The sequence below is a fragment of the Phenylobacterium sp. genome (assembly GCF_036502675.1).
GTDB lineage: Bacteria > Pseudomonadota > Alphaproteobacteria > Caulobacterales > Caulobacteraceae > Phenylobacterium.
On sequence record NZ_DASXYF010000077.1, the window covers coordinates 1 to 12,155 of the forward strand.

The 12,155-nt window shown below is 73.1% G+C and carries 12 protein-coding genes; 8 read left to right on the plus strand and 4 right to left on the minus strand.

The genetic code is table 11. The features are described from left to right. The coding region (locus VGL30_RS09340; protein WP_331539189.1) for a DnaJ domain-containing protein at positions 1-199 on the minus strand (199 nt) is incomplete at its 3' end. Positions 200-262: 63 nt separating this feature from the next. After that, positions 263-727, minus strand: a complete 465-nt coding sequence (locus tag VGL30_RS09345; protein WP_331539191.1) for a YcgN family cysteine cluster protein — start codon at positions 725-727, stop codon at positions 263-265. Between the two features lie 62 nt (positions 728-789). Between VGL30_RS09345 and VGL30_RS09350 the strand changes: the two genes are divergently transcribed. The 8 genes from VGL30_RS09350 (at position 790) to VGL30_RS09385 (ending at position 10,036) form a co-directional block, all read left to right on the plus strand. Continuing rightward, the gene (locus tag VGL30_RS09350) at positions 790-2,904 is read left to right on the plus strand and encodes a PBP1A family penicillin-binding protein (RefSeq protein WP_331539193.1); all 2,115 of its coding nucleotides are present in this window, start codon (positions 790-792) and stop codon (positions 2,902-2,904) included. A gap of 48 nt (positions 2,905-2,952) precedes the next feature. After that, entirely contained in the window at positions 2,953-4,752 is a 1,800-nt protein-coding gene (locus VGL30_RS09355; protein WP_331539195.1) for an ABC-F family ATP-binding cassette domain-containing protein, read from the plus strand. Between the two features lie 490 nt (positions 4,753-5,242). Next, positions 5,243-6,262 (plus strand): ABC transporter substrate-binding protein, encoded by a 1,020-nt coding sequence (locus VGL30_RS09360; RefSeq protein WP_331539197.1) that lies wholly within the window; start codon positions 5,243-5,245, stop codon positions 6,260-6,262. A gap of 65 nt (positions 6,263-6,327) precedes the next feature. Next, complete coding sequence (locus VGL30_RS18810) at positions 6,328-6,819, plus strand: endonuclease domain-containing protein (protein ID WP_414694970.1); 492 nt, start codon at positions 6,328-6,330, stop codon at positions 6,817-6,819. Next, the gene (locus VGL30_RS09370) at positions 6,816-7,556 is read left to right on the plus strand and encodes an ABC transporter ATP-binding protein (protein WP_331539201.1); all 741 of its coding nucleotides are present in this window, start codon (positions 6,816-6,818) and stop codon (positions 7,554-7,556) included. The genes VGL30_RS18810 and VGL30_RS09370 overlap by 4 nt, the downstream gene beginning before the upstream one ends. Then, on the plus strand, positions 7,553-8,320 hold the full coding sequence (locus VGL30_RS09375; protein ID WP_331539203.1) for an ABC transporter permease: 768 nt from the start codon (positions 7,553-7,555) through the stop codon (positions 8,318-8,320). The genes VGL30_RS09370 and VGL30_RS09375 overlap by 4 nt, the downstream gene beginning before the upstream one ends. A 34-nt stretch (positions 8,321-8,354) precedes the next feature. Beyond that, the gene (locus tag VGL30_RS09380; RefSeq protein ID WP_331539205.1) at positions 8,355-8,924 is read left to right on the plus strand and encodes a hypothetical protein; all 570 of its coding nucleotides are present in this window, start codon (positions 8,355-8,357) and stop codon (positions 8,922-8,924) included. Beyond that, a complete protein-coding gene (locus VGL30_RS09385; RefSeq protein WP_331539207.1) occupies positions 8,924-10,036 on the plus strand; it encodes a DUF2336 domain-containing protein in 1,113 nt (370 codons plus the stop codon). The genes VGL30_RS09380 and VGL30_RS09385 overlap by 1 nt, the downstream gene beginning before the upstream one ends. Before the next feature lie 64 nt (positions 10,037-10,100). Here the strand turns inward: VGL30_RS09385 and VGL30_RS09390 are convergent, their stop codons facing one another. After that, positions 10,101-11,483 carry a hypothetical protein gene (locus tag VGL30_RS09390; RefSeq protein ID WP_331539209.1) on the minus strand — a complete coding sequence of 461 codons (1,383 nt, stop codon included), beginning with the start codon at positions 11,481-11,483 and terminating at the stop codon, positions 10,101-10,103. A 208-nt stretch (positions 11,484-11,691) separates the two neighbouring features. Continuing rightward, the coding region (locus VGL30_RS09395; RefSeq protein WP_331539211.1) for a 16S rRNA pseudouridine(516) synthase at positions 11,692-12,155 on the minus strand (464 nt) is incomplete at its 5' end.

Sequence of the window (12,155 nt, forward strand, 5' to 3'; positions counted from 1 at the left end):
CGTCGAACTTCTTGCGCTTGTCCTCGTCGCCCAGCAGGTCGAAGGCGGCGGAGATACGCTTGAACCGCTCCTCGGCGGCCTTGTCGCCGGGATTGCGATCGGGGTGATACTGCTTGGCCAGCTTGCGAAACGCACGGCGCAGCTCATCCGCGCTGGCGGTGCGCGCCACCCCGAGCTCCATGTACGGATCTTGCGCCAAATCTGCCTTGCCTGGTTCGAGCCACGCTGCGGCGCCCGGTTTACGCCGAAGCGCTCGCCGGGCTCAATCGTCGCTGCGATCGCGAGATAGGTCTGGCGCTTCGAAATCCAAGGCATCCTCGGGATCGTCGAGCGCCAACTCGGACACCGTCTGGCCGCGCACCGAGACGCCGGCCCGGTGCGTGCTCTCCGGATCGCCGGTGATCAGCGGGTGCCATCGGGGCAGGCGCTTGCCCTCGTACAGCCGGCGATAAGCGCAGCTCCTCGGCATCCACTCCAGCGCCTCGATGTTGCCCGGCGTCAGCTTGATGCAGTCGGGCACATGCTGGTGGCGCTCCTCGTAGTTCGTGCAACGGCAGGCCTGCGAGTCGAACAGCTTGCAGTGCACGCGGGTGGGGACGATCTCGCCGCTGATCTCGTCCTCGAAGCGCACCAGGCAGCAGAGGCCGCAGCCATCGCACAGGCTTTCCCATTCGCGCACGGTCATCTGCGCCAGGGACTTCACCTCCCAGAAAGGTCTCGTCGACATCTGCGGGGCGTCCTAAACCAAAACGGTTCGGCGACCCACCCCCCAAAAGGCCCCATCGACCCGTGAAGCGCGGCCCGACTCCGCCTGAGACCGCCCCGGACCGCGCCGCCGCGGAGCCCGCCGGCCCGGCGCGCCGGGCCGTTGGACCGGGGGCGCGCCCGCCGAAGCCGCCGTCGCCCCCTCGCCGGCGGCGGGTCGCCGGCTGGATCGCCACGGCTGTCGCCGTGGCGCTGATGGCCGTGGCGCTCTCGGCGCTGGGCGGGGCGATCTGGTTCCAGAAGACCTACCTGGCCGAGCTGCCGCCGATCCCCGACCGCGCGACGCTCTATGCGACCAACCGCGCCCCGGCGATCAAGTTCTACGACCGCACCGGCCAGCTGATCGCCGCCCGCGGCCCGCGCTACGGCGACGACGTGAAGCTTTCCCTGCTGCCGGCCTATGTGCCGCAGGCGATGCTGGCGGCGGAGGACCGGCGCTTCTACCGCCACGGCGCCGTCGACCTGCGGGCCATCGGCCGGGCCGTCGCCGCCAACCGCCGCGCCGGCCGGGTGGTGGAGGGCGGCTCGACGCTCACCCAGCAGCTCGCCAAGACCCTGTTTCTGACGCCCGACCAGACGATGCGACGCAAGATCCAGGAGGCCTTCCTGGCCGAGCGGATGCAGCGCCTCCTCAGCAAGGACGAGATCCTCGAGCTCTACCTCAACCGCATCTACTTCGGGGCCAACACCTTCGGCCTGGACGGGGCGGCCCGCACCTATTTCGGCAAGCCGGCCAGCCAGCTCACCCTGCCGGAAGCGGCCCTGCTGGCGGCGCTGCCCAAGGCGCCGACGCGGCTAGCCCTGCACCACGGGATGGACGCGGCGCTGGCCCGCTCGCACCTGGTGCTGGAGCGGATGCAGGCCGAGGGCTGGATCACCGGGCCGCAGAAGCTCGCCGCCCAGGCGGCGACGCCGAAACTCGCGCCCACCGCCCAGCCCAACGACGGCGACTTCGGCTGGGCGCTGGACTACGCCACCGGCGAGGCGATCCGCATGGCCGGCCCCAACTCGCCGGACCTGATGGTGCGCCTGACCATCGACCCGCGCCTGCAGCGCAGCGCGGCGGCCATCCTGCGCGGCGCCGTGGCGCATGGCCGGGCCGCCCGCATCTCCGAGGGCGCTCTGGTCTCGCTCGGGACCGACGGGGCGGTGCGCGCCATGGTGGGGGGAACCGACTACGCCGACAGCGTCTTCAACCGCGCGGTGCAGGCCCGCCGCCAGCCGGGATCGAGCTTCAAGCCGTTCATCTACGCCGCGGCCCTCGAGAAGGGCGTGCGCCCCACCGACATCCGCCAGGACGCGCCGATCCGCATCGGCGGCTGGTCGCCGGAGAACTACGGCGGCGGCTACCATGGCCCGGTGACGGTGCAGACCGCGCTGGCCCGCTCGATCAACACCGTGGCCGTGCGCCTGGCGCAGGAGGCGGGCGGGCCGGCGATCGGGGCGCTCGCCCGCCGCTTCGGCTTCACCACCATACCCGTCTCCCCCAACCTTTCCGTGGCGCTGGGCGCCTACGAGGTCTCGGTGCTGGAGATGACCAGCGCCTTCCAGGTCTTCCAGCAGGGCGGCCGCAGGGTGCGGCCCTACATCATCGAGGAGGTCCGCAGCGTCGGCGGCGAGCGGGTGCTGCTGCACCTGCAGAGCGCGCCGGCGCCCGCCTACGACCCGGCGCGGGCGGGCATGATGCTGCGGATGCTGCAGGGGGTGATCCTCAACGGCACCGGCACGCGGGCCAACTTCGGCTGGCCCGCCGCCGGCAAGACCGGCACCAGCCAGAACTGGCGCGACGCCTGGTTCGTGGGCTTCACCCCGGAGTTCGTCACCGGGGTCTGGGTGGGCAACGACGACGGCCGCTCCATGCGCAAGGTCACCGGCGGCGAGGTCCCGGCGCAGATCTGGAAGACGTTCATGATCGTCGCGCACCGGGGGATCGCGCCGCGCGACTTCGACTGGCTGCTGCCCCTGCCCCCGGCCGAGCCCGCCTATGAGCAGCCCGAGCGGCGCGACGGCTTCTACGACGACCTGTCGGCGGAGTTCTCGCGCACCGCCGACGTCGCCGGGCCGCCCCGCGGCCGCTACGCCGACGAGGACGGACCGTCGGTCGAAGACGCGCCGCCGGCCGATCCGCCGGCCTATTGACGCAGCTGGGCTTGCGCGGGGCCGCCCGACCGCTATGTCACCCCCCTGATGAAGCCTCCCGTAGTCGCCCTCAAGGACGTCCGCCTGGCCGACGGCCCCCTGCCGCTGTTCGACGGCGTCGACCTGGCGATCGAGGCGCGCAGCCGCGCCTGCCTGGTGGGCCGCAACGGCGCGGGCAAGTCGACCCTGCTCAGGATCCTGGCCGGCCAGATGGAGACCGACGCCGGCGAGCGCAGCGCGACGCCCGGCCTGCGCATCGCCTTCGTGCCGCAGGAGCCGCGGATCGCCGGCGCGACCCTGCTCGACTACGCCGCCGCCGGCGGGGCCGCCCCGCACCAGGCCGAGGCGGCGCTCACCACCTTCGGGCTGGCGGCCGGCAAGTCCGCGAGCGGCCTTTCCGGCGGCGAGATCCGCCGCGCGGCCCTGGCCCGCGCCTTCGCCGAGCAGCCGGACGTCTTCCTGCTGGACGAGCCGACCAACCACCTGGACATCCTGGCCATCGAGATCCTGGAGGCCGAGCTGCGGGCCAGCCGCGCCGCCGCCCTGATCGTCAGCCACGACCGGGCGTTCCTCGCCCGCGTCACCCAGCGCTGTTTCTGGCTGGAAAACCGCACCGTGCGGCGGCTGGACGAGGGCTTCGCCGCCTTCGACGACTGGGCCGACAGGATCGCCCAGGCCGAGTCCGAGGAGACCCGGCGCATGGACAAGCTGCTCGCCCGCGAGCAGCACTGGATGGCCCGCGGCGTCACCGCCAGGCGCGCCCGCAACGAAGGCCGCCGCCGCCGGCTCGTCGCGCTCCGCCAGGCCAAGTCGGAGCGGCTGCGCGACACGCGCGGCGACCTGGTGATGGGCGCGGCCAGCTCCGGGGTCTCCGGCCAGCGGGTGGTGGAGGCGCGCGGGCTCAGCAAGGCCTTCGGCGAGCGCACGGTGCTGAAGGACTTCTCCACCCGCATCCTGCGTGGCGAGCGGGTGGCGGTGGTGGGCCCCAACGGCGCCGGCAAGACCACGCTGGTGCGCCTGCTGCTGGGCGAGACCGCGCCGGATTCCGGCGAGGTGCTGCTGGGGACCAACCTGGAGATCGCCTACATCGACCAGGCCCGCGCCGAGCTCTCGGCCCAGGCGACGCTGAAGGAGGTGCTGGCGCCCCTGGGCGGCGACCAGGTGATGGTGCGCGGCAAGCCCAAGCACGTGGCGGCCTACGCCAAGGAGTTCCTGTTCCGCGAAAGCCAGCTGCGGCAGCCGGTGGCCAGCCTGTCGGGGGGCGAACGCAACCGCCTGCTGCTGGCCGGCGCGCTGGCCAGGCCCGCCAACGTCATGGTGCTGGACGAGCCCACCAACGATCTCGACATGGACACCCTCGACCTCCTGGAGGACGTGCTGGCCGACTACGAGGGGACGCTGATCCTGGTCAGCCACGACCGCGACTTCATCGACCGCCTGGCCACCTCGACCATCGGCCTCGACGGCTCCGGCCGCGCGGTGGAGACCCCGGGCGGCTGGCAGGACTTCATCGGCCAGAACCCCGGCTTCTTCGCGCCGGTGGCGGAACCGCCCGCGGCCCGGGCGCCGGCCGCCAGGGCCGCGCCGCGCCCCGCGGCCAAGCCCGGCAAGCTCACCTACAAGGACGAGCGGCGGCTGGCCGAGCTGGAGGCGCTGGTCGCCGCCGCCCCGGGCAAGGCCGCCGCCCTGGAGCGGACCCTGGCCGACCCCGGCCTTTACGCCCGCGACCCCACGGCCTTCGACCGCGCCAGCCAGGCGCTGGCCCGGGCGCAGGCCGAGCTGGCCGCGGCGGAGGAGGAGTGGCTGGCCCTGGAGGAGCGGCGCGAGGCGTTGGCCGCCAGCAGCTGACGCCCGGCCCTGCAATCATTGAATAATTGTGGATAGCTGCGGCCGACTGATTTTTCAGCGGAAACGTCAGGATTTCCCCGGACAGTCCCCAGCTTATCAACCGGCGGTCCCGGGACGGCGCCCAAGGCCCCGCTGCGGCGCGCTTGCCTCATAGCCGGTTTGGGAGGACAGTCAAGTCGTCGAGCGGGACTGCGGCGCGGCGGACCGGGAAACCGGGCCACAAGCGGGCGGAAGGTTCGAGGAGGGCACGGAACCGGGGCGACCTGGAACCAGTCTCCCCCGGACACCGGCGGCGACGGACCACCCGCGGGGCGACCCGCGACCGGTCTCCGCCAACGGCCGGACGACACAGGTCCCCCAACGGATCTGGATGAGAGGGCGGCGCAGCGGGTCACACCGAGGCGCCGCTCTCTTGCTATGGGCGTCGCGCCCGCTTGGCGGCTCGGCCGCAGCGCCCTAGGGTCGCGCCGTCGCTTCCCTGGGGTGGTTCATGAAAGCCTTGCGTCCGCTCGCCCTCGCGTTCCTCGCGCTGGTCTGCGCCTGTTCGCCCGCCAAGAAGACCGGACCCGCGGGCGCCGGGGCCGAACGCACGCCGATCTCCTTCGCCACCGACTGGCGGGCCCAGGCCGAGCAGGGCGGGTTCTACCAGGCGCTGGCCACCGGCGAGTACGCCAGGCGCGGCCTGGACGTGACCATCAAGCAGGGCGGCCCCGGCGTGAACGTGCCGCAGCTGGTCTCCACCGGAGCCATCGACCTGGGCCTGGGGTCCAACAGCTTCATCGTGCTGAACCTGGCCAGCGAGAAGGTCCCGGTGCGGGCGGTGGCGGCCTTCATGCAGAAGGACCCGCAGGTGCTGATCGCCCACGAGGGCCAGGGGATCGACCAGATCGGCGACCTGAAGGGCCACCCGATCCTGCTCTCGGACGCCTCGGTCACCGCCTTCTGGGTATGGCTGAAGGCCAAGTACGGCTTCACCGACGACCAGGTGCGCAAATACACCTTCAACTCCGCCCCCTTCCTCGCCGACCCGCGGGTGGCGCAGCAGGGCTACGTGACCTCCGAGCCCTATACCTTGGAGACGGTGGCCAAGGTGAAGCCCAAGGTCTTCCTGCTGGCCGACGCCGGCTACCCGGGCTACGCGGCCATGGTGCTGGCGCCCGACAGCCTGATCGCCAGGAACCCCGCCGCGGTGAAGGCCTTCGTGGAGGCCAGCGCCGCGGGCTGGAAAAGCTACCTGCACGGCGACCCGAAGCCCGGCGACGCCCTGATCCTCAAGGACAACCCGGAGATGACCCAGGCGGTGCTCGACCAGGCCCGGGAGAAGATGCGCAGCTACGGCCTGGTGGACGGCGGCGACGCCGGGACCGCCGGCCTGGGCGCCATGACCGACGCCCGCTGGGCGGAGTTCTTCGCCATGGCCTCCGGCCAGGGGGTCTACGACAAGGCGACGGACTACAAGCGGGCCTACACCCTCCAGTTCCTGGCCCCGGCGGCCGCCCCGGCGCCGTGAGGGCAAGCATTCTCGCCGGCAAGCGCGCCAGAGTTCTGCGACGCGTGATGACCGAACCAGAGGTGATGCTGTGGTCTCGGTTGCGTCGTCGTGCGCCCACAGAAGCGGTCTTCAAGCGACAGCACCCGATGGGAAACTATATCCTCGACTTCTTCTGTCCGGCGGCTCGGCTTTGCGTCGAAATCGATGGCCACGGGCATGGCGATGCGGCGCACGTCGCCCACGACGCACGTCGCGACGGCTGGCTTCGCACCCAAGGCGTGCTCGTGCATCGGATTCCAGCGTCCAGCGTGTTCGAGGACGTCGATGATGTCGCGGACGGGGTTGCGGCGGCTGGCGAGCGAACGCACGGGAAGGCGGGCATGAGCCGCCTGCGCCTCCTTTTCCTCCCACGTTCCGCAGAGGACGGGGGAGGGGGCGCGCCCCGCAGAGGGCGTGACGGTGGGGGCGACCAACGCACGGCGCCAAGTCGCGCGCCCTCCACCACCCGCTCTTCGGCGGGCGGTCCCCCTCCCCCGTCCTCTGCGGAACGTGGGAGGAAAAGGATGTCGCCGTGACCGTCGCTTCGCTCGACGGCGTCGAAGTCGACTACCCCGGACGCGGGCGGGCGCTGGGGCCCTTCACGCTGCGGCTGGAGGAGGGCGAGGTGACGGCGCTGGTGGGGCCGTCGGGGTGCGGGAAATCGACCGCGCTCAGACTGCTGGCCGGGCTGGAGGGGCCGACGCGGGGGACGGTCGCCCGCGCGGCCGGGCGGGGCGAGACGGCGGTGGTCTTCCAGGCGCCGACCCTGGCGCCCTGGCTGTCGGCCCAGGCCAACGTCGCCCTGCCGCTGGAACTGGCCGGGGCGCCGCGGGGCGAGGCGCGGCGGCAGGCGGCGGAGGCGCTGGCGGCCGTGGGCCTGCCGGAGGCCGCCGCGGCGCGCCCGGCGCAGCTTTCCGGCGGCATGGCCATGCGGGTGTCGCTGGCCCGCGCCCTGGTCACCCGCCCGCGCCTGCTGCTGCTGGACGAACCCTTCGCGGCGCTCGACGAGATCACCCGCCGCGCCCTGGCCGACGACGTGCTGGCGCTGTGGGCGGCGTTCCGGCCGGCCATCGTGTTCGTCACCCACAATGTGGAGGAGGCCGTCTACATGGCCTCGCGCGTGGTGGTGATGACCCGGGGCCCGGGCCGGATCGCCGCGGACGTGGCGGTCGAGGGCGCCCTGCCCCGCCCCGCCGGCTTCCGCGTCACGCCCGGGTTCCGCGCCAGCGTCGAGACGGTCTCCGGCGCGCTGGCCCAGGGCATGGCGGCATGAGGCGCGCGGTCCAGGTCCTGGCGCCCGCGGCCCTGGTCGCGGCGCTGCTGGCGGCCTGGGAGGGCGCCTGCCGCGGGCTCGCCATCGCCCCCTACGTCCTTCCGCCGCCCTCCGCCGTCGCGGCCAGCCTGGCCGCGGACGCGCCCAGCCTGCTGGCCTCGGCGTGGAACACCCTGGCCATGGCGCTGGTCGCCCTGGCCGTCGCCAGCCTGCTGGCCCAGGCCCTGGCCCTGGTGGTGGCGCTGAGCCCTATCCTCGAGCGCGCGGTGCGACCCCTCGCCGTTGTCTTACAAGTGACGCCGGTGGTGGCCATCGCGCCCCTGGTGGTGATCTGGGCCGGCATCGACCATCCGCAGCGGGCGATCGTGGCGCTGGCGGCGGTGGTGGCGTTCTTCCCGATCTTCTCCGGGGCGGTCACCGGCCTGAAGTCCGCCGACCCCGACCTGGAGCGGCTGTTCGACCTCTATGGCGCCACGCGGCCGCAGCGGCTGCTGCGCCTCAGGCTGCCGTCCGCCCTGCCCTACCTGCTGGAGGGGCACAAGGTGGCTGCGGGCCTGGCGGTGATCGGGGCGGTGGTGGCGGAGTTCGTGGCCGGCTCCGGCGGCGCGCAGGGGCTGGCCTGGCGGATTCTGGAGGCCGGCAACCGGCTGCAGACCGCGCGGATGTTCGCGGCCCTGGCGGTGCTGGGCCTGCTGGGGGCGGTGCTGCACGCCGCGCTCGAGGCGCTGGAGAAGGCGGGCCTGCGCTGGTGGCGCGGCCGTTAGGCGCAGGTTAAGCCGTACAGCTTATGAGTGCGGTATGCGCCCGCTCCTCGCAGCCTTCCTCGCGCTCGCCAGCGCGTCCAGCGCGTCAGCCCAGGTCGTGCAGGACCGTTATGGCCCGCCGCGCCCGGCGCCCAGGCCGCTGGTGATGGCCTCCCTCGGCGCGACCCCCGGCGCTTCCGTCGCCCCGCCCTACCGCGGACCGATGCTGGGCTGGTCCGGCAAGCCTGCGCCCGCCGCAACGCCCCGTCACGAAGGGCCGCCGCAGGCCGCCCTGGAGCCGCACCGCGCCCCGCCCAGGGCTGCGCCGCAGCCGCAACCGGCGCCGCGCATGATCGGCCCGCAAGCCGCCGCCCCGCCCGCCGTCGTCCCCGCCCAGCAGGTGGCCCGCGCACCCGTCGCGGCGCCCGCCCAGATTGCGTCGTCCGCGTCCCGCACGGCCGGGGCTTCGCCGCGGTTCTATTCGCTGCACCGGGAGTACGGCATGAGGCCGGACGCCATTCCCGAACAATCCGCCCAGCCGCGCTATGTGCTGATCGGGCCGGCCGACGCGCCCGAGGCCGCCGACGACAAGGCCCCGGCCTCCAAATCCAGCGCGGTGTTCTGATGTCCGAAACCCTGACGAGCCGAACCAGGCTGCACGACCTGATCTCGCTCGCGCAGGAGCCGTCCAGCGAGCGCCGGCGTGAGCTGATGCGCGGCGTGACCGACCTGTTCTTCACCAACGACACCCCGCGGGGCGCGGTGGAGATGGGCCTGTTCGACGACGTGCTGAGCCAGCTGGCCAGCGAGATGGAATCCACCGTCCGCGGCGAACTGGCCGAGCGGATGGCCCAGGCCGAGGCTCCGCCCAAGGGCCTGATCCGGCGCCTGGCGGCGGACGAATCCATCGACGTGGCCCGGCCGGTGCTGGAGGGCTCGCGGGCCCTGACCGACGACGACCTGCTGAGCGTGGCGCGCACGCGCGGCCAGGCCCACCTGCGGGCCATCTCCCAGCGGGCCGCCGTCTCGGCGGTGGTCACCGACGCCATCGTCCAGCGCGGCGACGACCAGACCCTGGGCGTGCTGCTGCGCAACCAGGGCGCGGAGCTGTCGCGGCAAAGCGAGGAGGCCGCCGTCGACCGGGCGGTCGAGAACCCCGAGTTGCACGAGGCGGTGGTCGGCCGCGAGGACCTGTCGGCCGACCTGCTGAACGAGATGTACTTCGTGGTCGAGGCCCGGCTGCGGCGCCAGATCCTGGACCGCAACGCCGACATCGACCCGGCCGAGCTGGACAAGGCGCTGGCCAACGGCCGCAAGCAGCTGGCGGCCCGCGACGGCGCCCTGCCCGCCGACTTCACCGCCGCCGAGGCCGAGATCCGCGCCCTGCGGCAGCGCGACGGCATCACCCCGCCGGTGCTGGCGGGCTTCCTGCGCAACCGGGAGACCACCAAGTTCCTGGTGGCGCTGTGCGAGCTGGCGGACATCGACTTCCACACCGCCCGGCGGATCCTGGAGCGGCGCGAACTCGACGCCCTGGCCATCGTCTGCAAGGCGGCGGGCTTCGACCGCTCGCTGTTCCTGACCTTCGCGGTGCTGATCCTCGACCGCGAGGCCGACGCCCTGGGCCGGGCCCGGGAGTACGGCGAGCTCTACGAGAACCTGGCCCGCGACGTGGCCCAGCGCACCCTCCGCTTCTGGCGGATGCGGCGGCAGACCGGCGACGTGGCCGCAGCCTGACCCCGCTCGCCCGGGGGCGATGAGGTCGAAGAACAGAACGCCGATCTATTACAGCTTATAGTTGTCATCTCTCCGTCGGCGGCAGGCGGCGCGGGCCGGCCTTGAGCCGTTCCAGCGCGTCCACCGCCACCATGCTCAGCGAGCGCAGGCCGTGCTCGGCGAAGACGTCGAGGGCCGCGTCGAGGGCGGTCACGGCGCTGGCGCGCTCGCCGCGGTCGCGGCCGGTCATGTCGAGGCGCGCTTCGTAGAGGCGGGCCAGGTGGATCTGGCTCAGCGCCCAGCCGACGGGATCGCGGCGGCCGGGGGCGCGGGCGAGCTCGATCTTCATCGCCGCCTCGGCCGCGTCCAGCACCCCCAGGTCGCCGGTAAGCTCGGCCGAGCGGATCAGGCAGAGCGCCCGCGCGCCGGCCGCCAGCCCGCGCAGCGGCGAGGTGGGCGCATCCTTCAGCACCAGGGCGGCGCGGTCGTAGCAGGTGACCGCCTGCTCATAGGCCTGCTCGTTGGCGCTGGCGTCGCCCAGAGCCTGCAAGCCCTGGCCGAGCGCCGCCTGCACCCGGGCCCAGTCGAACGGGCTGTGGTCGCGGTTCAGGTGGTCGAGCACGTCGGCCAGCGCCGAGACGCCGTCGGCGACCACGCCCACCTCGCCGCTGGTCTCGCCCTGCAGCACCATGGCCTGGCCGCGCAGGATCTCCGCCCGCGCCCAGGTGAGCGGCTCATAGGCCGGGTCGAGCCCGCGCGCCGCCCGGGCCGCCTCCTCGACGGCGTCGCGCAGCAGATCGGCGTCCTTCAGCTTGGCGCCCCAGGCGCTGAGGATGTCGGCGCGGACGATGCGGGCCTCGGCGGCGAGCTGGCGCGCGATGGTGTGGCGGCGCATCTGCGCCTCCAGGGCGACGATCGGCGCGCTGAACCGGGCGCAGGCGACGCGGGCGGCCTGGGCGTCGCCATCGGCCAGGCGCAGGCGCGCCTCGACGGCGGCCACCCCCACTTCGGCCAGCGCCGCGGCCAGCCCGCCGCGGGCGGCGGCGCGCGCCTCGCGGAAAGCGACCTCGGCGGCGGCGTGCAGGCCCTCGTCGCCGAACATCTCGGCGCCGAGCATGGCGCAGAACGCCTGCTCGCAGCGGGCGCGGGCCCAGGCGTCGGGCCGGCGCGTGGGATCGAAAGCGGCGCAGGCGGTCTCGGCGGCGCAGGCGGCCTTGCGCAGCGCCACCGCGTCGTCCGAGCGACGCGCCACTTCGCGCCAGACCATGGCGGCGTCCAGCCGGCGCTGCGCGCGGTCGTGGGCGCTGATCCGGCCGGCGGCCACGTCGGCGGCCTTGGCTTCCTGTTGCAGCAGGTTGAGGTCGAGCAGTTCCAGGAGGGTCGTGTCGCCGCCGGTCAGGCCATCGGCATGCGGTCTCACCCGCTCACCGCCCAACAGCCGCATCAGTTCACGACCCAACTCAAACATTCCGCCACTCCCGCTTGGCGTCCGTCCCGGTATGAGACGAAGGCCGCGCGCTTTGACGGATAAGAGCAAAGCCGGAGCCGGGATCGTAAACAAGTGGTTAATTTGCCCACTATGGTTAACGGTGTCTTTCTTTCCACAGTAAAGCGCTGAGACTCCATGGGTTCCCCAGGCATTGGTTAACGCCAGGGCCGCGATCAAACCTTTGGGATCAGCCGAAGATCGCCGCCTGCTCGCTCGCGGACAGGACGCGCCAGCCGCCCGGCGGCAGGTCGTCCGGCAGCGCCAGGCCGCCGATCCGGTCGCGGTGGAGGGCGGTGACGTGGTTGCCGACCGCGGCGAACATCCGCCGGACCTGATGGTAGCGGCCTTCGGTGATCGTCAGCCGCGCCTGCGCCGGGCCGAGCGGTTCGAGCATCGCCGGCGCAAGCGGGTCCTTCTCGCCTTCGAGCATCAGGGCGCCGGCGGCGAAGACCTCGGCCTCCGAGCCGGCCAGCGGCCGGTCGAGGGTGGCGACGTAGCGCTTGGCCACATGGCTGCGCGGGGAGATCACCCGGTGCAGGAACGGCCCGTCGTCGGTGATCAGCAGGAGGCCGGACGTATCCTTGTCGAGCCGCCCGATGGTCGAGAGCGCCGGGATGCGTCCGCGCCAGCGCGGCGGCAGCAGTTCGTAGA